We start from the raw sequence: 18,831 nt of genomic DNA, 5'->3' as shown, positions 1-18,831 counted from the left end.
CGGTCCGAAGTCGGAGCCGCCTTTTCCAGGACTATGGCACGGCAATTTGGCAAATGCCGTTGCGGCCTAGGCGAGCCTTAGCCGCGCCCTCAGCTTGGCTACGAATTGCATCGCGGCGGCAGGGTAGACCAGCCAGGTCAGCCCGAAGAAAACCACTGTGCCAGCGGCGGCGCCCGCGACGAGCGAGAAGATGGCCGGCATATCGCCGAACAGAGCGCTGGCAAGGCCGGCGGCCAGCCCCGTGCTGAGCGAGATGACGACCGACATGCCGATGTCGCGCCATGGCACCGGCACCGGGGTGAGCCGTTCGCTGATGATAATGCAGGCTAAAAGGCCGACCAGCGATCCGCCCGCCAGTGCCAAAGCAGCGCCGACCTCCGCCATCGGCGGGATCAACAGCACGGACAGTGCGATTGTCGCCACCGAGCCGAAGGAATTGGCGATGATCAGCAGCCACGGCCGCTTGTGCGCGTGCACCACGGTGCCATAGACGAAGCTGGCGAGATTGGCACACAGCACGCTGAAGGCGATGATCGGAAAGAGCAGACCGAAACGGCCGTGATATTCGGAGGGCAGCAGTAGCTGCGTGATATCGCTGCTGAGTGCGACCAGCATCGCTGCAACCGGCAGGCATAGGCGCATCATCAAGGCCATCAATTGCGACAGCAACCGGCCCGATGCCGCAGGCCCGTCGTCGTCGAACCGACTGACCACCTCGGGAAAGGCGCCCATGTTAATGGAATTGGCGACCATATCGATCGGCTGGCGGGCCAGTGCATAGGCTGCGGCGAAGATCGCCACTGCGCCGGCATCGTAATAGATCTTGAGGAACACACGCTCGGCGCTATGCAGGCCGAAGCCTACCAGCGCCATTATGACCAGGGGCACGCCGAGGACGAAGAACTCCTTTTGGGTGAAGCGTGGCGGACCGGCAACGACGCGTCGGGATGCCATGATGCCCGCCACGATACCGGCGATTAAAACACCAAGGCTCGAGCCGAGCGATACCGTCAGAAAGGAATCTTGAAACAGGACGATGGCGCCGATCGGCAGCGCCAGCTGCAGCAGGGCGCGCAGGAACTCGAGCATCGAATAGACCGAATGACGCTGCTGCATCTGCAGCACCGTCAACGCGTAGCGGCCGATGGAACCGGCAATCAGGTAGCTGCACACAGCGGTCGCGAACTCGACCCAGCGCTCCGGCACGATCACTGCGGAGGCGACCACGGATATGATTAGCGCCAGTGCCGTGCTGGCAAGCAACACCCGCCCGGCCAGCATCAGGCTGCCGCGGCTGACGTCGCCTTTGCCGCCAAGCCTGAGCAAAGCGATGCGCAGCCAGTTGGTGACTGCAATGTCGGTCATTTCGCCGACGGTCACCACTAGGGTCAGCAGGCCATACTCGGTCTGGTCGATCAGCCGCGTCACGATGACTAGCAGGAGCAGCGCCGAAATCCGCGTCAGCAGGATCGCCGGGGCATAGATGAGCGTGGAGCGCAGCAGCAAAGGGTCGTCCCCGGAAAATTCCACCTCGACTAGCCGTCGACTGGCGGAAAATCCAGCACGACAGCGGCGAAAGGTGAACAGATTCAGTTTGAACTAAAAAATTTGTCGTAAACTTACCGGGAACGTTTGCTTTGTGGTTACTCGGTCCGTGCTATCCAGAATACCATGCTGCAAAGTCTCTTACCCGATCGAAAAATCCATGTCCTGGTCGCGACCCCGTCGGGTGTGTCGGGGCAGGGCGGCATCGACCGCATCATGGCGGCGCTTGATCGCGAACTCCAACGGCAGGGAGTTGGAAAGATCGAAGCGAGGTTCCTTCCCAGTCGCGGTTCGGGCTCGGTCGCGCTGTCGGTCTTCTACATGATTGGCTTTTGCCTTCGGATGTTCATCGCGCGTATTGCCGGCCGTGCCGACGTCGTTCACATCAACGTATCGAGCTTTGGCAGTACCTACCGCAAGATGGTCATCGCGAGGTGCGCGCGATTGCTCGGCATCCCCTATGTGCTGCATTTGCATGGAGCTCAATACCAGACGTTCTGGAAGGAAAACCGCAGCTTCATGAGCCGCCACATCCGGCATATGTTCGAGCATGCCGATCGGATCGTGGTTCTGGGCCGTATCTGGCGCGACTTCGTCACGGCACGGGCACCAGGCGCGGCCGCGAACATAGTGATTGTGCCCAATGCTACCGAAGTGCCGTCGCTCGCCCATGTCGGTGGTGGAGACAGCGTTCACATCCTGTTCCTGGGCCGTATCGGCGACCGCAAGGGCGTGCCGCAATTGTTGGACGCACTGCATCGCATGAAGCCTGCCAGACAGTGGCGCGCCACAATCGCCGGTGATGGTGACGTCGAGGCCGTACGGGCAAGATCGGCCGGGCTGGGGCTTGCCGGATGTATTGCGTTTCCAGGCTGGGTGGGTCCGAACGAGGTTGCATCGCTGATCGCTTCGGCCGACATTCTGGCGCTTCCCTCATTCGCCGAAAACCTCCCGGTCTCGGTCATCGAGGGAATGGCCTCCGGCCTCGCGGTGGTAACCACGCCTGTCGGCGCCGTAGAGGACATCATCATCGACAAGAAGACCGGGTTGCTGGTGCCGCCCGGCGATGTGGCGGCGCTGACCGAGGCACTGACAGAACTGGTTGACGACACGGCGTTGCGCGCCCGTCTTGGCTCGGCTGCCATGGCGGTGCACCGGGAACGGCTGGAGCTTTCTTCGTTCGCGGCATCGATATGCCGTGTGTGGCATGAGGCGGCAAACGGCAGGTCCGGTGCAAAATCATGAATTTTCTTGACGTAGCGCGCGGTGCCTATGTGCGAAGCCCGACAGCGGTCAGGCGGCTGCTGGCGCCCGTGCTGGCGCTGGCGCCAACTCGGGTAAAATTTGGTGCGACCTATCGGTCGTGGCGGAGCCGGATCGCCATGGCCGCCGAGGATCCTGTCTATGCCGGGCAATTTCATCTGGCCGCGCTGCGCGCGCTGTTGCGGAAAGCCCATGCCGGCAGTCCGTTCTATCGCGAGTCGATCGACCAAGCCCTCGGTCCTGGCTTCGATCTGTCGACGCTGGGACTTGCCGACCTGCGCCGCCTCCCGGTTCTGTCCAAGGACATCCTGCGAAAGGCTGGAACTGCAGCGTTGGCGGTGCCGATTGCCCAACTGGATGAGGCCTCCGGCAACGGCTCCAGCACCGACAAGCCATTTCGCTTCTATCTCGATAAGGATCGGAGCGCCCGCGAGATGGCGTTCGTCTACCACGTCTGGTCGCGGATCGGTTTTGATGAAGGCACGGCGCGCGTCTGCTTCCGCGGCTTCAGCCTCGATGCCACCGGCAAGCGACGGCATGAATGGGACCCGGCACTCCGTGAACTGAGGCTCGCTGTCTTTCCAATGACCATCGACGACGCCGATGCCTATCTCGACCTGATCGACGCGCGGGGCATCACGTATTTTTATGGCTATCCCTCGGCCATAGAGCTGTTTTGCCGGCATATGCGCGTGCTTGACCGAGTACCAAAACGGCCCGTCAAGGGCATGATGATGATCTCAGAGCCAGTCCATCCCCATCAACGGGAGATCATCCGAAACGTTCTTGGCGACGTACCGCTGTCCTGCTTCTATGGGCTCAGCGAAAAGGTGCTGTTCGCCGAAGAAACGCCCGGAGCCCTCGGCAGCTACGAGTTCAATCCTCTCTACGGCCTCGCCGAATTGGTCGACGCGGCAGGCGAGCCGGTAACAGAGACAGGCAAGGAGGGAAGGCTCGTCGGCACTGGCTTCCTGTCGACCGGCATGCCTTTCATCCGCTACGATACCGGCGACTCTGCCCGGTTGGTGGAATTGCCGAATGAGGCAAACGGCCAGCGGCTTAGAGTCGAGGCTGTCATGCCGCGCCGAAACGTCGACTATCTGGTGACCGCCGACGGCGGCCGGGTGGTGACGACGCACCTCGTGCCCGACGGCCCCGCATTCTTCGACGGCATAGAGGAACTGCAATTCTACCAGGACCAGCCCGGCGAGGCATTGATTCGCTATATCCCGACCGCCGGGGCGGCACCTGCCTGCGCCGCGCGACTCGTCGAGTCGTTGGTCAACCGCACAAACGGTCGTATCCGGTTTTGCCTGAAAGCCGTGGACCGCATTGCCGCCGGGCGGGGCGGCAAGCGGGCGCTCATCAACCAGCAACTCGACATGTCGCGTTACTGAAACGCAAGACCCAGCGCTCGCACCAGTCCGCCATCAGCTACGGGCGGTCCGTCGGGGAGGATCAGCGACATCCCATGCGGATTGGCGAATTCCCAGACAGACCAGGGTATCGCGAAGCGTTCCGCCTGCTGGCGCACCGCCTCGAGATAGCGCAGACGGTCAGCGTCGAACGCGCCCATGCGGCCGTCCGCCGACATGAGGATGACGCCGAATTCGCCCATGAACAGCCGCCGGCTTGGAATGCCATGCGCCTGGCCCCAGTCGACCGCCTGACGGAAGCTCGCCTCGAGTTGGCTCGGCCCCCAATTCTGCTCGAAATACCGGGCGATTGCTTCACGCGCCGCGACCATGTTCATCACCTGCTCGACCGGGCTCAAGCCGGCGGCGTCCATTCGGGCCTTAAGGGTTTCGGTCACCTTTTCGGGCGTGCTGCTGTCGGCCGGCCAGGGCAGCCCCGAGGCGAAAGCGCCTGTACCGTCGGAGCGCTGGTGGGTGAAACTGTGCGGCTCGTACATATGGAAGCTGTAGTAGATGTTCGGATCGTCAAAGCCGGGGGCGAGATTGACCAGTCCGGCAATGCTGCCGCCACAGGCGCCTGTTGCGATGATGGTCAGTTCGCTGCTGACTGCGCGAATATCGCGGACCGTGTCTGCCATGATCCGCTGCCAGTCATCGCTGCCGCTCGGATCACAGGGATAGTATGCCGGCTCGTTGTAAGGCTCGAGGGCTGCCTTGTCGGTGCCAACCCTGGCCAGCATGGTGGCGACCGCCACAACCATTTGGCGATAGCTGGCAACGCCTTCGCTGTCGGCACCGTCATAGATCATCTCCATGCTGTAGGCCGGAACCTGGGTGACGCCGTGCAGGTCGAAAACCACCTTGAGGCCGGCCGACGTGACCCGCTCGACCGCGGCGGCAAGTATGTCCAGCGCCTGCTGGCGTTTGGCGCCCCGGCTGGCAAGCAGAGGGCCGGGATCGACGCTCAGCCGGACGAAGTCGAAGCCCATCGACCGAATGTGCGCAAACGCGTCGCCGGGCCAATCGGTGAGCGGGGTATGTGCAGCGCGCCACTCCTGCTCGCTGCGATAGGGCGGCCAACGGTAGGATCCATCGTTCTCCACCGGCGACCAGTTGAGCCATTCATGCACGCCAACGCCGCGCTGCAGCGGGATCGGGGCAGCGCTGGCGGCTATCGCCATGCCGAGCATCCATGCTGCAACAAGCGCCGTCCTTCTCATCGCCACTCTTTCCGTTTCATGGTCGGAGATATTAACCGCAGGATCGGAAAAGAGGATTGCGGTCGCGCGGCTTTTCGACAGCATGGTATACAAGAATCCAAACCTTGGCGGAGCGGTATGAGAATCGGCTGGTACATCAACCGGTTGCGCAGCATGGAGCCGGCTGAGGTGTTGCACCGGCTGGGCGAGCAGCGTCGAAGGATCGCTTCGCGCCGCCGCGACGGCGGCTGGCAGCGTTATGCTTCGCCCCGGTTGCATCCGGTGCTGCGCGGATTGCGCGATGCTGTGCTGGCTGCGACACCGGCACAACGGCAAGCCATAGCGGCGGCGGCGCAAAACACGCTTGGCGGCGAGTTTTCCGCACTTGGGCGGACATGGCCGCGGCGCGATCCCGATCGGCTGTTTCCTCCCGAGCTTTGGCGCCTTGATCCGGTGACCGGCAGGCTTTGGCCGGGTGCCGAGGCCCATACTTTCGATATCGATTTTCGCCATGGCGGCGGCCGCGGCGATGTAAAATACGTGTGGGAGATCAACCGGCTGCAGCGGTTGCCGCCACTGGCCGCCCACCTGCTTCTCGCCGGCGACGACCAGTCCCGGAGGGCCATACAGGCGGCGATCGACAGCTGGCATTCAGCCAACCCGCCGTTTCGGGGGGTTGGCTGGGCCTCCGGCATCGAAGTCGCGCTGCGGGCCATCAGCCTGATTGTCACCATGGACCTCGTCGGCGACCGACTGGGCGCGGCGACACGGCAGCAAGTGGGCGGAATACTGGCGGCAAGCGCCTATTGGCTGCCGCTGTTCCCCTCCCGGTTTTCCTCCGCCAACAATCATCTCGTCGCAGAACTGGCTGGCGAGTATCTGATCGGCCTGGCGTTGGGGGCTGCAGCCGACGCTGCACGCGGCGCCCTCCAGGCTGAGGCGGGCAAGCAGATTCTCGCCGATGGCGCCGGTGCCGAGCAGACCCCGACATACGCGGCCTTCACCGCCGAACTCATCTTGCTGTGCGCCGCTGCGGCACGCCAGGCCGGAACGCCGTTTGCCTCGCCCGTCGAAGCGCGCCTGGCCGCTTTTGCCAATTTCGTCGCCTGGCTGCCACCAGCCGCCGGCTTTGGCGACAATGACGAAGGTCGCGTGCTGACGCTCGGGGACGAGCCGGACTATGTCCGATCCGTCGCCGCCGCCATCCATGGCTTTCTACAGATGCCGGGCAAGGCAGCGGGACCCGACGATTTTCGGGCGCTTGTCTTTGGCACGCCGTTGGAGCCGGCACCGGTGTCGCGTGGGCTGCAAACGTTCACGCAGGGCGGGCTCTCGGTCTGGCGCGGCGAGATGAACGGCCGCAGCATCGATCTGACATTCGACCACGGCCCGCTCGGCTATCTCTCGATAGCGGCTCACGGCCATGCCGACGCGCTGTCGCTCACCTTGTGCATCGATGGCGAGCCGGTGCTGGTCGATCCCGGCACCTGGCTCTACGGTTCGGGAGGCGTCTGGCGCAACTGGTTTCGCTCGACACCGGCGCATAACACGCTGAATATCGAGGGCAAAAGCCAAAGCATCATCGCCGGGATGTTCAACTGGTCGCACAAGGCGATTGCGGAGTTGGTGGAGAGCGAGCCGGGAACGCACTGGAAGCTGCGCGCCCGCCATGACGGGTATAAAAGCCGCTTCGGCGTCGTGCATCAGCGCACCGTGACGCACCGGGCCGACGGCATCGTCGTGAGCGACCAACTGCTCGGCGGCAGGCGTGTGGCCGAGATCGTCTTTCAACTCGCAGCCGGCCTCGGCACTGACCGGGACGAAAATACGGTCACGGTGCAGCGCGGCGATGAGCCGCTGATAGCCATGCGCTTTCCGGACGCTGCGGTCGACATCCGTGCCGGCGGCGACGCACCGGGGCAGGGCGGCTGGGTTTCACCGCGTTTTGGCGTCAGGCAGCCGGCCGAACGCGTCGCCTGGCGTGGCGAAGTGGGCGAAGACGGAATTGAGATACACCTCGCGGCAATCCGCTGGCCGCTATGATAGCGACCGGCGCTGCAGCAGAGCGGCCTCTCCGGTGTTTCGGCCATGTTCGAGATTAATTGCTTTCGAACTTTTAGCGTTTTGTTACGGTTGAACTGCTAGTCTGGCGCAAATCCGGCATGCTTTTGCTTGTTGCAGCCGCAATAGCCATTTGGTTGCCGGCACATGCAGTGGGTTTGGCAAGTTTGTTGCTTCGCAATTCGCCGGACGGCCATTTTACGGCCCAGGAGCCACCGCACCGATGTTTTCTGAATTCGCCGGATTGATTGTGGAAAAGCTTTCGAACGTCGATCTGGTGACGCTCGGCCTCCTGCTTTTCACGGCACTGGGGAGCGCGGTGGTCGCTTACTGGCGGACTGTCGAGCATAAATCCCTCAGGGACTTCTTCGATTTCGCTTTCCCGGCGGAAGTCATCCTGCACCCGTCGGCGCGAGCGGATGTCCTATTTTGGGTCACCAAACGGGCGATAATGCCATTCCTGCTCATCCCTGCCGGCGCCACCTTCGTTGCCGCCGTCGGCTATGGGACGCACCACGCAATCGGCTGGCTGCTTGATATTGAGGCGCCGCTCATCAACGGCCCGGCCGGACCGGTGACGATCGTCATCTTCACCGCAACCATGCTGATCGCCTACGACATTTCGTACTATCTCTACCATGTCGCCCAGCACCACTTCCCGTTCCTGTGGGAATTGCACAAAGTGCATCATTCGGCCGAGGTGATGGTGGGAATCACCAAGGATCGGGTTCATCCGCTGGACGACCTGATGAACCGTATCTGGGATGGCGTCATCCCGGGGATCTGCTTCGGCATCTGGAGCCTGATCGCGCTCGATCCGGTAGAGATCGCCATCTTCGGCACCAACGTCTATGTCATCCGCAACATCCTGATGATGGACTTTGTTCGTCATACCCATTTCAAGATTTCCTTCGGCCCGTTGAACAACGTCATCTTGTGTCCGCACTGGCACCAGGTGCACCACAGCATCGACCCTCGCCACTACGACAAGAATTTTGGCCTGCTGTTTTCGTTCTGGGATCGCCTCTTCGGGACGCAGTTTGTCCCGGATCCGGATGAAGACCTCAAATTTGGCCTGATAGATCGCGATGTGCGCGACTATCAATCGCTCTTTGGGCTTTACGTCCTGCCGCTCAGGAAGATGGGAGGGCATCTTCGCAGACTGTTCCTGAGGCGTCCCGATGCCATCGCACAGGATCGTTCCCCTTCATGAACACCATTGTTTCGATTGACGCCTCGAGCGCAGAGCGCCTGGAAGTTGTCCGTTCGGCGGATCGCCTGGCTGCGATCGAAGCCGATTGGATGAATCTCTGGCATCGCACCGATGGGCTGGTCTTTCAGAGTCATGCCTGGATTTCGGCCTGGTGGAATACCGTAGCTGACCGTGACCAGCGCGCGCTGCGGATCGGCCTGGTCTGGAATGGTGACAAGCTCGTTGCTGTCCTTCCCATGGCGATCGGCAAGCGCAAAGGCCTGCGGTTTCTCGAATGGGCGGCCAACAGTTATACCGATTACGGCGATATTCTTGTTGCTCCGGAATGCTCGTTATCGGCCCTGCAGGACGTATGGGCCCGGATCTGTGATGCCGGTGGCTTCGACATTGCCTTTCTCAATCGTCTCTTGCCGGGTGCGGCGGTCCGCAAAATGCTCACTCCGGATACCTCCAGCGGGATCAGGCTTCGCCCCAATCACAGGGAGGAAGTCAGTTATCGCGTCGCCGGACAGTGGGCGAGCGGAGGAGCGTGGTTCGCGGAGCAGTCGAAAAAGACACGGCAGAATTATCGGCGCGGCGTCAAGACGTTGGAAGAAGCCGGCGAAATGAAATTTCGCCTGCTTGCGCCAGACGAGCCACTGCAGCCGGTACTCGACCGGCTCTCTGCCCTGAAGCGCAGATGGCTGGTCGAGCGCAAGCGTGAATCGCAACTTTTCGAAGAGGGAGCGCCGGTACTGGCCGCACTTGTTGACGCGCTGGCGCGTGCCGGCGTGCTGCACATTTTCGTACTTGAATGCGATGGCGCAATGGTCGCGGTTTCCATCAACTTCGTCCAGCACCACACCATGATGGCGTTCGTGACCACTTTCGATCCGGATTTCAGCCAGGCGTCGCCGGGCATGATCCTGATGATGGACTACATACAGTGGTCGTTCGATCACGGCTTGAGCACGGTCGATTTCCTGTGCGGCGCAGAGGCGTTCAAGCATAAATTCGCAACGCAGGGCGTTGTCCTGCAATCCGTCCTTGGGACGCGCACGGCGCAAGGCTCGCTCGCTTCCCTTGCCGATCGTATGCGTCAAAGGGTCCGGCACGCACGGGGGCGCGGATTGGCAACGACAGCTTGATTTTCGGCTTTGATCGGCGCCGGAACGCCCTGTCCGACCGGCAATGGCAAGCGGTGCCATATCGCTTCCGGGCCGCCGGCAGCACGAACTGCTCAAAGTGCCGATTGCGTCTGAGCTGGAACGACCCGCCAGATCTTGTTGCCGACATCATCCGCCACCAGCAGGGCGCCGCGCCGGTCTATCGCCACGCCCACGGGACGGCCAAAAGCCTTGTCGTCCTCGCTCAGGAAGCCGGTGAGGATGTCCTGGGGCGGGCCGGAGGGCCTGCCGCCTGAAAACGGCACGAAAATCACCTTGTAGCCGCTGTGCGGCCTGCGGTTCCACGAGCCATGCTGCCCGACGAAAGCGCCATTCCTGTATTGAGGACCGAACAGGTCGCCTGTGTTGAAGGTCAGTCCCAATGAAGCCGTGTGCGCCCCGAGCGCATAGTCCGGCTTGATCGCCTGGGCGACGAGGTCGGGCCGCTGCGGCTTGACGCGATTATCGACGTGCTGGCCAAAATAGCTGTAAGGCCAGCCATAGAAGCCACCATCCTTCACCGAAGTCATGTAGTCCGGCACCAGATCGCTGCCGATCTCGTCGCGCTCGTTGACGACGACCCAGAGCTCACCGCTTTCCGGGTTCCACGACAGGCCGTTCGGATTGCGCAGGCCGGAGGCGAAGAGACGCGTCTGTCTCGAGGTGAGATCGATCTCCAGCACGGCGGCTCGGTTCTCTTCTTCCTCCAGGCCGTTCTCGCCGACATTGGAATTGGATCCGACCGTCGCATAGAGCTTCGTCCCGTCCTGCGAGGCGGTCACGTCCTTGGTCCAGTGGTGGTTCCTCCCCGCGGGCAGATCGACGATCTTCTCCGCTGGTGCGGTGATCTCGGTCGCACCCTCCTGGTAGGGAAAGGCCACAATTGCATTGGCGTTGGCGACGTAGAGCTTGCCGTTGAGCAGGGTCATGCCGAATGGCGAGAACAGCCCGGTGAGAAAGGCGGTTCTGGTTTCTGCCACCCCGTCGCCGTCCTGATCGCGCAGCAGCGTGATGCGATTGGCGCTATGCGTCCCCGCGCCGGCCTGGCTCTGGAAGAAATTGACGAAGAAGCGCCGTATGCTGAAGCCCTCCTCCGGCCTGGGCGGCGCATTGCTCTCGGCCACCAGCACGTCGCCGTTTGGCAACACATACAGCCAGCGCGGATGGTCGAGCCCGCGGGCATATTCGTTGACTGCAAATCCCTGGGCCGCTGTCGGCTTGGTGCCCTGCGGCCATGGCATGGCCTTGGCGACATGGACGGTCGGCAGCCAGGTCGGATTGGGCTCCGGCAGGGTCGGGTTGGGGCCATAGGTCTCCGCGATCGGAACGGTCGCTTGTTCGCGCGACAGGAAGAAGATCGCTCCTGCGGCGATTACGAGAACAATGATCAGCATGAGAAGGGCGGTAGCCAAGTTTTTCACCAGAACCTCGAAAAACGTCGAAAGGACGCAAACGCGCTTATCGCGTTGCGGTTGCCGACGCAGCGGCCGATCGGGAGAAGTAGGCCGCAAGCGCGCGGACGTCGTCGTCCGTCAGACCCTTCGCGGCATTTGCCATGAGATGGCCGAAGCGCGTTCCGCCACGCTTTCCCGCCCTGAACAACCCAAGCTGCGTCTCGATGTAGGGCGCCGGCTGGCTGGCGATCGAGGGATAGAGCGGGCTGCGGTCCTGTCTTCCGTGACAGCCGAGACAGGCGGGCACATTGGCCTGCCTGACGCCGCTCTCGGCAATTTCCTTGCCGCGCCGGACAAGTGCTGGATCGCCGCCGCCGCCGGGGTGCATCGCCGGCAGGGCAGCGAAATGCTTGGCCAGGTCCGGCCAGAGTTGAGGCCCTGCCGCAATGGCGGGCAGGCTCATCAACCCGCTTGCCCGGCCTTCCTCGGCATAGGCACGCAGGCTTTCAAGCAGATACGCCTCGCTCTGCCCGGCCAGAACGGGTATCGCAGGACCGCGTCCAAAACCGTCCTCGCCGTGGCAGCGGGCGCAATCCGCCAGCGCTTGCGGCAGGGTTCCGGCAGCGTCTGCAGGAGGCGCAGGCCTTTCGCCATAGGCGAGATCACGATAGCTGGCTTCGTCCATCGACGGCAGTTCGCGCAGCAAGGCGACCATCGCCCAGACCTCGTCGTCGCGTTCCTGCGTCGGCCAGGCCGGCATGCCGGTGAAACGCACGCCGTGCTTGACGATACGAAAAAGCTCCGCGTCCGACCATTCGCCGACGGCCCCGGCAAGGTCAGGCGGCTGCGGCAGCATTCTCATGACGACAGGAGATCGCGGCTCGCCCGGCGCGCCGTGACAGATGGCGCAGCCGCGTGCGAAATGCCCGGCGGCCGGCTGAATCGCATGGCGCGGCAGAGCCTCTGGAACGTCGACCGCCAGGGCATAGGTGCGCACAGCCGATCGCATGGCGAAATGGAGGAACCATTCCGTGATCTTCCAGTGGCCGCTCGAGGCACCGACATTGAAAAAGCCGATCCAGGCCGCCAGCACCACGACGAAGGGCAGAATGGCAAGCGCTATGGCGAGCTTCTTCCAGCTGATATGCATCAGACCGTCTTCCGCGGTGGTGTGGCGAGGATGCGCGCGAAAAGCGTCACGCCGCCGGCCAGGTAGACCGCGGCGCCGACCAGAAGCATGATGACGCCGCCAAGTTCCTGATCCTGCTGGGCGGAAAGCGCGATGCCGAAGCAGCTTGTCTCGCCGGTCCCATAAAGCGGCCGCGGGGTCAGCGCCAGCAGCGCGCCGAGCAAGGTCATGTGGATGGACGTCAGAAGCAGGGCGAAGGCGCCGGCGGCATAGCCTGTGGTGTCCGAGCCGCGGCGCGGCAGGCAGGCCAGCCACAGGAACAGCCCGGCGGCAAGGAACGTGACCTGCTCGACAGCGGTGACAAACAGCGAGCTTTGCGCCAGAGCCCGCAAGGCCGGTGCGTGCCAGGACCAGACGACGATGAGTTCGACGAGGGAGGCGGGGAGGGCGAGGGTGAACGCCCGGCTCGCACCTGGTGTCGGGCCGAGCGGGACCCCAATCGCCATCAGCGGCGCGGCGATCGCCACCACTCCCATATGCGCCAGCATGTGCGCCGAAAACGAATCCCGCAAGCCATCGAGCAGCGGCCCGAGCCAGACCAGGGCAAGGACGAGGATGCCGAGGATGAGGCAGGCGCGTCTCACCGGATACACTCCGTCAGGAACAATGCAGGCATCGCGGTGAAGATCACGGCGATGAAGCTGAGACCCGAGAGCAGCAGCGTCGCAAAGCCCTGGAACAGGGTCCGGTCGCGTCTCGTCGGATCGTCGTGCGGCGGATCGTCTGTGCCGAAGCCCCATTGCCGCCAGGCGAGCCATGCTGACAGCGCGATCAGCGAGAGGGCGATCACGGTGGCGGCGGCGATGCCGGCGCGCACAGCGCTGAAACTCAGCCCGACAAGCTCGGGCTTGGCGCAATAGATCGCCGCGCCGATGTAGCAAACAAGGAAATGCGCAGCCCACACCACCGGCGCAGTGAACAGCGTCCACAGTGTCTCGATCTGTTTTGGGACAAGCCACATCGGCGCCTCACATCGCAGCCGGAAAGAGGCCGATGATGGCGAAGGTGGTGACGGCGGCAATCAGCAGGAAATGCCAGTAGAGCACCACATTACCTAGATCCAGGTCATGCTTCGGCGTCAGTCGGCCGGCCAGCGAGCGGGCCAGGCAATAGGCCTGCATGACTGTGCCGAGCGCTGCATGGGCGAGCACCCAGATCACCAGGATCCAGACGATTGCGGGATAGACGTGGCGCGTCGGGTCCATGCCTGGAGACAATGGCGCGGCCAGGCCTGTGGCGGACGCGGCAACGGTCGTTAGCAGGGACAGCACCAGCAAGCCGCGCATAGTGGCCGTAGCGCCGCGCCTGTTGACCGTGCGTGCCGCCACCATCAGGCCCCACGCCGCAGCGAACAGGCTGGCAGCCACCAGCGACCAGACCGCATCGGGCCCGGCAATCCCCGCGGTGAAGTCGGAATGGATCGTCCAGTAGAAGAAATAGCCGAAGACGAGGCTGGCGAACGCGGTGCCATCGCCCACCATGGTGATGAACATCGCCCACCAGCCGACCGAATCGGAGCCGGAGGCATAAAGCGGCAGGCTGAGGCCCAGGCCGACATCCTTTTCCGGCTTCTCGGGGATTTCGCCAGTGCCCGTCCAGAGCCAGTAGATGATGGCCCAAAAGCAGATGAATGCGGCCAGAGCCGTCGCGATCCACCAGTGGAAGGTAAGCGCGATGAAGGCGCCTCCGAGCGAAAGAGCCGAGACGATGGTGACATGGGAGGTGCCGCCGACGCGCAGCACCTGGACGGGTTCGGCGTCGAGCACGGTGGTGACCAGTCCCTCGCGCCATCCCTCTTCCGCGTCGGGCAGATAATAGCGGCCTTCATTGACTTTGCGGGCAAGGTCCTTCTGGTCCCACAAGGGGTAGCGGCTGCGCACGATGGGTATCGAGCGGACGCCCCAGTTCTCCTCCGGCTCGGAAATCCATTCCAGCGTGCCGGCATTCCACGGGTTGAATTCGCCGCGCGGCTGCCGGTGCTTTGGCCTGAGCACGTCGAAGACGACCACCAGCACGCCCGCGGCGAAAATGAAGGCTCCGGCCGTCGAGATCAGGTTCAGCCAGTTCCAGCCGATTTCGGCCGGATAGGTGAAGACGCGGCGGGGCATGCCGCGCAAGCCGCTCAGATGCATGGGGAAAAAGGCGATGTTGAAGCCGCAGAACATCAGCCAGAAGGCGAGCCGCCCCAACCGGTCTGAGAGCTTCTTCGCGTCGATCAGCGGGTAATAGTAATAGAGCCCGGCCACGACCGGGAAAAGCATGCCGCCGATCAGCACATAATGGAGATGCGCAACGACAAAATACGTGTCGTGGGCCTGCCAGTCGAAGGGTGCGAGCGCCACCATGACGCCCGTCAGGCCACCAATGACGAAGATGGCCAGCCCTCCGGTGCCGAACAGCATCGGGGTCGAGAAGATCACCCGGCCGGCCAGCATGGTGGCGATGAAGACGAAGATCTGCACGCCCGTCGGGATCGCCACCGCCTCGGAGGCCGCCGAGAAGAAGGCCAGCGAGATCTGCGGCAGGCCTGTGGCAAACATATGGTGCACCCACAGGCCGAAGGAAAGGAACCCTGTCCCCACTGCCGCGAGCACGATCCAGGAGTAACCGACGATCGGACGCTGGGAAAAAGTCGGCACGATCATGGCCATCAGCGCGATCGCCGGCAGGAAGATGATGTAGACTTCCGGATGGCCGAATATCCAGAACAGATGCTGCCACAGCAGCGGGTCGCCGCCGCGCGCTGCGTCGAAGAACGGCCAATCGAACATCCGTTCCATCTCGAACAGGAGGTCGCCGGCGATCAGCGGGGGGAAGGCGAACAGGATCATTCCGGCAACGATCAGCAGGTACCAGGCGAAGAGCGGCATCAGGTTGATGCGCATGCCCGGCGCGCGGCATTTCATGATGCCGACGATGAGCTCGACGGCGGCCGCGATCGAGGCGACTTCGATGAAGGAAAGGCCGAGCAGCCAGATGTCGGCGCCAATGCCGGAGAACTCCTTGTCGGTGGCGAGCGGCGGATACATGAACCAGCCTGCCGACGGCGCCGCATTGAAGAAGATCGAGCCGCAGAGGAAGATACCGCCGAGCAAAAAGCTCCAAAAACTGAAGGCTCCGAGGCGCGGAAACGGCATTTCGCGGGCGCCCAGCATCGGCGGCAGCAGGAAGATCGCGACCGCCTCGAAGATCGGCACCGCGAACAGGAACATCATCACCGTGCCGTGCAGGGTGAAAGCCTGGTTGAATAAGTCGGCCGAGAGGAGGTCGTTGTCGGGCACGGCGAGCTGCAGCCGCACCAGGAGCGCGAGCACGCCGGCAAACAGCATGAAGGCGAAGGCCGCCGAGCCGTACCAGAGGCCGATCTGGTAATTGTTCACCGAGGTCCAGTAGCGCCAGCCGGTTGGATTGGCCCAGACGGCGCGCAGCCGCTGTTCCTGCGCCTTGTATTCTTCCGGCGAACGCTCCTTGACAGCAGCGCTCATCGCAGGCCCCTCAGCCAGGCGGCTATGGCGCGAATGTCGCCCGGCGGCAACATGTCGAAGGCCGGCATCCCGGAACCAGGCTTGATCAGGTCGGGCCGGGCGATGAAGCGGGTGACGGCGTCTTCGGTGTTGGGCAGGATTCCGGCTGCGACGGTGGCGCGAGAACCGATATGCGAAAGGTCCGGGCCGATCAGGCCGCGCGCATCGGTGCCCGCGACGAAATGGCAGGACCCGCAGCCATGGCGCAGGAACAGCGCGCCGCCGCTTGCGCCGGCCCCTTCCGCGGGAATTGCCTGGGCGGCAAGCCAGGACCGGAAGGCTTCGGGCGCCATGGCGACGGCCGAGAGCGCCATCAGCGCGTGAGACGTGCCGCAATATTCCGCGCACGGGCCGCGGAATATACCAGCTTTGGTGGCCATGATCGAAAGCCTGTTGGTGCGGCCGGGGATCATGTCCATCTTGCCGCCGAGCGGTGGGATCCAGAAGGAATGGATCACATCGGCGCTTTTCACGGTCAATTCGACCCGCTCGCCGACCGGCAGCCTGATCTCGTTGGCGGAAGTGACCGGCGGTCCCTGAGGAGGGTGATAGACAACTTCCCACCAGAACTGCCTGCCGGTGACTTCGATCCGCAGGGCGGCGGGGCTCGCCTGGGCGAAGGGCCGAAGGCCAGGCATCAGCCACAGCGCATAGGCGAGCAGCGCACAAAGCGTGACCGAGGGGAAGACTACGCCGCCCCAAAGGATGATGCTGCTGGCAGATTTTTCGGCCAGCCTGCGGCGATTGACCAGGGCTGCATGAATAAGCAGGCCGACCACGCCCAGCCAGATGACGGCGCCGCCGCTTAGCATGACCCAAAACAGCATTTCTATCTGCTGCGCTTCCGCTCCCGCGGGCTCAAGTGCCGACTGAGTGCTCGACTGAGTGCTCGACTGGGCGCCGGCAGAGCCGCTCGCGAGCAACAATGACGCAGCTGACAGGCTGAAATATCGACCCATTTGCAACCCCTCCGCGGTAAACCGGCGAGAGGGGAGGAAGGTTCCGGGCAACTGAGCTTTCCAACTGGTGGAATGAACGTGTCGGTCGAGTCCGAATGTAGGTTCCAGTCGGCGGTTTTGCGTGTCGGCGGTTTTGCGCGCGCGAGTCCTGAGATGCGCACCGGGATTTGCGATGAACGCGTCGATGGCTTTCTGCAACAAGACGCGGGCCTCGCGTGTCAAACCTTTGGGCCGGAAGTGGCCGGAGCTCGTGGCGCCGCAGAGGCTACGGATTCTTCACAGCAGTCCTTTTTGGTTCGGTCACCAGAAATCCTTGTGGTCGGTTACGATCTCTTCTTCGAGTTCAGGGAATGGGCCACGGATTGCTACATGGCGCCGTCCGGCGGCGAACACTTGGTGACAACTCAGATCGAGGGTCAGATTCTCCGAATTGTCTCCGGTCAGCTCGGCCAGCCGCCTTTCGCTGAGTCCGTAGACCACGGTGCCGATGCCAGCCCAGTAACAGGCCCCGGCGCACATGCAGCACGGCTCGACCGAGGTCACCAGAGTGCATCGCTCGAGAAAGGTCGGGTCGTATTGCTGCGCGGCCGCGCGGGCCACGTTTGCCTCTGCGTGGCCAACGCCGCGATCCCGGGCGTAGGTGTTGCCCGACGAAAGCAGCACGTCGCCTTCCGGCCCGACCAGGAGCGCCCCAAAAGGATGATTGCCACTCGCCCGGCTCTCGGTGGCGATCTCCACGGCGAGACGTAGATATTCGGTATCGCTCTTCATGGCCGCCTCCTTGGGGTGCCCGTTCGTAACTGTACGCGTAAAGAGCTCTTGGACAATTTTCAACGAGTGACGAAACAATTGCGCTCGATCGCCGTTTGCGCGTCATGGCGGGTATTTTGGGCGGGTGATTTGGGCGGGTGTTGGACTGCCCAGAGGAGGCGACGATGAGCGCAACCGGCTTGGAAGTTTTTGACAAAACCCTGCAGACGACAAACATCTGGCTGGACGAGATCATGGCCGATCACGGGCCCGACAGGCGCGTGGCCTGGCATATGCTGGGAGCCGTTCTACGCACCTTGCGGGATTGGCTGCAGATCGAACTGGCTGCCAATTTGGGGGCTGAACTGCCGCTTCTTGTGCGCGGAGCCTACTATGATCGGTATCGGCCGCGTGATCTGCCGACGAGCAGCCGTTCGTTGGAGGATTTTTTGCAGCGGGTGGCCGAGGAGATGAAATCCACTCGACCGGTGAATCCCAGGATGCGACGAGATCCGTGTTCAAGGTACTCGCCAGGCATGTCGACCTCGGCCAGTCGGCCAAGGTGCGGGACGCGTTGCCGAAGCAGATCCGGGCGCTTTGGCCCGAAAGTGTTGGAGTCTAGCAGCAAGACCAAAGTCGGGCCTGCCGATGCGGTTCTCAACTGCCTCCGCCCGGGCGATCGTTTTCCTCGCGATACAGTCGCTCGGTGGCCCGATCGCTTTCTCTGCGCTCTGCAGGCCCACGGCGTCGCCACGTAAGGAGTGCGTAGGCGAGCACGATTGCCAGCAGTAGCGGGCCGCCAGCAACGACGATCAACCACATGCTGTTCTCGAACATGGAACATCTCCTTTCCCTCGTTTCGTTACCGAGCAGGAGCGAAACCGTTGCTCCCGGTGCAGGATTGGACACCGCAGTGCAACTCTCTTCGCCGAATGGCCAGTGATTCGCCATTCAACTGCTGAACGCGGGCAACTGCTGAACGCGGGCAACTGCTGAACGCGGGCGGTTTATTCCCTCAGAAAGGCAACTTGTACCCAGCGGGCTGTTGCGCTCGGCAAGCGCTGGTGGAAGAATGGACTTCCCTCGGAAACGTTCCATTGTGCGAGCCATTCGCTGGCTGACTTCCAGGCGTTCACGATATCTGTCTGGACCCCTAACATCCGGTCGCGGACGC

At 63.0% G+C, this 18,831-nt stretch carries 15 protein-coding genes and 1 pseudogene; 6 read left to right on the top strand and 10 right to left on the bottom strand.

Annotation, left to right across the window (positions count from 1 at the left end):
• Positions 1-66 precede the first annotated feature (66 nt).
• Positions 67-1,506, bottom strand: a complete 1,440-nt coding sequence (locus tag AC0L2M_RS30975; protein WP_287342129.1) for a lipopolysaccharide biosynthesis protein — start codon at positions 1,504-1,506, stop codon at positions 67-69.
• Between the two features lie 165 nt (positions 1,507-1,671).
• On the opposite strand from AC0L2M_RS30975, the gene AC0L2M_RS30970 reads away from it, so the two are divergent.
• Both AC0L2M_RS30970 and AC0L2M_RS30965 read left to right on the top strand, forming a co-directional pair.
• Positions 1,672-2,790: a glycosyltransferase family 4 protein gene (locus AC0L2M_RS30970; protein WP_287342130.1), complete on the top strand. Its 1,119-nt coding sequence runs from the start codon at positions 1,672-1,674 to the stop codon at positions 2,788-2,790.
• A complete protein-coding gene (locus AC0L2M_RS30965) occupies positions 2,787-4,205 on the top strand; it encodes a phenylacetate--CoA ligase family protein (protein ID WP_287395706.1) in 1,419 nt (472 codons plus the stop codon). The genes AC0L2M_RS30970 and AC0L2M_RS30965 overlap by 4 nt, the downstream gene beginning before the upstream one ends.
• Here AC0L2M_RS30965 and AC0L2M_RS30960 read toward each other — a convergent pair.
• Entirely contained in the window at positions 4,199-5,443 is a 1,245-nt protein-coding gene (locus AC0L2M_RS30960; RefSeq protein ID WP_287342132.1) for a glycoside hydrolase family 5 protein, read from the bottom strand. The genes AC0L2M_RS30965 and AC0L2M_RS30960 overlap by 7 nt on opposite strands.
• Positions 5,444-5,560: 117 nt before the next feature.
• Between AC0L2M_RS30960 and AC0L2M_RS30955 the strand changes: the two genes are divergently transcribed.
• The 3 genes from AC0L2M_RS30955 to AC0L2M_RS30945 all read left to right on the top strand — a co-directional run bounded on the left by AC0L2M_RS30955 (position 5,561) and on the right by AC0L2M_RS30945 (position 9,823).
• A complete protein-coding gene (locus AC0L2M_RS30955; RefSeq protein WP_473536823.1) occupies positions 5,561-7,465 on the top strand; it encodes a heparinase II/III family protein in 1,905 nt (634 codons plus the stop codon).
• A 241-nt stretch (positions 7,466-7,706) separates the two neighbouring features.
• On the top strand, positions 7,707-8,696 hold the full coding sequence (locus AC0L2M_RS30950; protein ID WP_287342133.1) for a sterol desaturase family protein: 990 nt from the start codon (positions 7,707-7,709) through the stop codon (positions 8,694-8,696).
• Positions 8,693-9,823, top strand: a complete 1,131-nt coding sequence (locus tag AC0L2M_RS30945; protein WP_287342134.1) for a GNAT family N-acetyltransferase — start codon at positions 8,693-8,695, stop codon at positions 9,821-9,823. Before AC0L2M_RS30950 ends, AC0L2M_RS30945 begins: the two co-directional genes overlap by 4 nt.
• A 92-nt stretch (positions 9,824-9,915) precedes the next feature.
• Here the strand turns inward: AC0L2M_RS30945 and AC0L2M_RS30940 are convergent, their stop codons facing one another.
• The 7 genes from AC0L2M_RS30940 to AC0L2M_RS30910 form a co-directional block, all read right to left on the bottom strand.
• The gene (locus tag AC0L2M_RS30940; protein WP_287171337.1) at positions 9,916-11,235 is read right to left on the bottom strand and encodes a PQQ-dependent sugar dehydrogenase; all 1,320 of its coding nucleotides are present in this window, start codon (positions 11,233-11,235) and stop codon (positions 9,916-9,918) included.
• Positions 11,236-11,299: 64 nt separating this feature from the next.
• Entirely contained in the window at positions 11,300-12,385 is a 1,086-nt protein-coding gene (locus AC0L2M_RS30935) for a c-type cytochrome (RefSeq protein ID WP_473536822.1), read from the bottom strand.
• Positions 12,385-13,008, bottom strand: a complete 624-nt coding sequence (locus tag AC0L2M_RS30930) for a cytochrome c oxidase assembly protein (protein WP_023797787.1) — start codon at positions 13,006-13,008, stop codon at positions 12,385-12,387. Before AC0L2M_RS30930 ends, AC0L2M_RS30935 begins: the two co-directional genes overlap by 1 nt.
• Entirely contained in the window at positions 13,005-13,385 is a 381-nt protein-coding gene (locus tag AC0L2M_RS30925; protein WP_128166553.1) for a hypothetical protein, read from the bottom strand. Before AC0L2M_RS30925 ends, AC0L2M_RS30930 begins: the two co-directional genes overlap by 4 nt.
• 7 nt (positions 13,386-13,392) lie before the next feature.
• Positions 13,393-15,909, bottom strand: coding sequence for a cytochrome c oxidase subunit I (gene ctaD / locus AC0L2M_RS30920; RefSeq protein ID WP_473536821.1), 2,517 nt, complete (start codon positions 15,907-15,909; stop codon positions 13,393-13,395).
• Positions 15,906-16,907, bottom strand: coding sequence for a cytochrome c oxidase subunit II (gene coxB / locus AC0L2M_RS30915; RefSeq protein WP_473536820.1), 1,002 nt, complete (start codon positions 16,905-16,907; stop codon positions 15,906-15,908). The genes ctaD and coxB overlap by 4 nt, the downstream gene beginning before the upstream one ends.
• Positions 16,908-17,207: 300 nt before the next feature.
• Positions 17,208-17,678, bottom strand: coding sequence for a nucleoside deaminase (locus tag AC0L2M_RS30910; RefSeq protein WP_023797791.1), 471 nt, complete (start codon positions 17,676-17,678; stop codon positions 17,208-17,210).
• A 164-nt stretch (positions 17,679-17,842) separates the two neighbouring features.
• On the opposite strand from AC0L2M_RS30910, the pseudogene AC0L2M_RS30905 reads away from it, so the two are divergent.
• A pseudogene (locus AC0L2M_RS30905) lies at positions 17,843-18,279 on the top strand (DUF2267 domain-containing protein).
• A gap of 35 nt (positions 18,280-18,314) precedes the next feature.
• Here the strand turns inward: AC0L2M_RS30905 and AC0L2M_RS30900 are convergent.
• A complete protein-coding gene (locus tag AC0L2M_RS30900; protein ID WP_023797793.1) occupies positions 18,315-18,494 on the bottom strand; it encodes a hypothetical protein in 180 nt (59 codons plus the stop codon).
• Positions 18,495-18,831: the final 337 nt, after the last annotated feature.

The organism is Mesorhizobium sp. WSM4806 (genome assembly GCF_055811635.1).
Note: the sequence above shows the minus strand (reverse complement) of the source record. Positions and strands in the feature narration are given on the sequence as shown.

Excerpts from the sequence above, each read along its gene's own strand:
- AC0L2M_RS30900 (WP_023797793.1), bottom strand. The coding sequence starts at position 18,494 with ATGTTCGAGAACAGCATGTGGTTGATCGTCGTTGCTGGCGGCCCGCTA.
- coxB (WP_473536820.1), bottom strand. The coding sequence starts at position 16,907 with ATGGGTCGATATTTCAGCCTGTCAGCTGCGTCATTGTTGCTCGCGAGC.
- AC0L2M_RS30940 (WP_287171337.1), bottom strand. The coding sequence starts at position 11,235 with ATGCTGATCATTGTTCTCGTAATCGCCGCAGGAGCGATCTTCTTCCTG.
- AC0L2M_RS30965 (WP_287395706.1), top strand. The coding sequence starts at position 2,787 with ATGAATTTTCTTGACGTAGCGCGCGGTGCCTATGTGCGAAGCCCGACA.
- AC0L2M_RS30970 (WP_287342130.1), top strand. The coding sequence starts at position 1,672 with ATGCTGCAAAGTCTCTTACCCGATCGAAAAATCCATGTCCTGGTCGCG.
- AC0L2M_RS30925 (WP_128166553.1), bottom strand. The coding sequence starts at position 13,385 with ATGTGGCTTGTCCCAAAACAGATCGAGACACTGTGGACGCTGTTCACT.
- ctaD (WP_473536821.1), bottom strand. The coding sequence starts at position 15,909 with ATGAGCGCTGCTGTCAAGGAGCGTTCGCCGGAAGAATACAAGGCGCAG.
- AC0L2M_RS30945 (WP_287342134.1), top strand. The coding sequence starts at position 8,693 with ATGAACACCATTGTTTCGATTGACGCCTCGAGCGCAGAGCGCCTGGAA.
- AC0L2M_RS30950 (WP_287342133.1), top strand. The coding sequence starts at position 7,707 with ATGTTTTCTGAATTCGCCGGATTGATTGTGGAAAAGCTTTCGAACGTC.
- AC0L2M_RS30960 (WP_287342132.1), bottom strand. The coding sequence starts at position 5,443 with ATGAGAAGGACGGCGCTTGTTGCAGCATGGATGCTCGGCATGGCGATA.
- AC0L2M_RS30955 (WP_473536823.1), top strand. The coding sequence starts at position 5,561 with ATGAGAATCGGCTGGTACATCAACCGGTTGCGCAGCATGGAGCCGGCT.
- AC0L2M_RS30935 (WP_473536822.1), bottom strand. The coding sequence starts at position 12,385 with ATGCATATCAGCTGGAAGAAGCTCGCCATAGCGCTTGCCATTCTGCCC.
- AC0L2M_RS30910 (WP_023797791.1), bottom strand. The coding sequence starts at position 17,678 with ATGAAGAGCGATACCGAATATCTACGTCTCGCCGTGGAGATCGCCACC.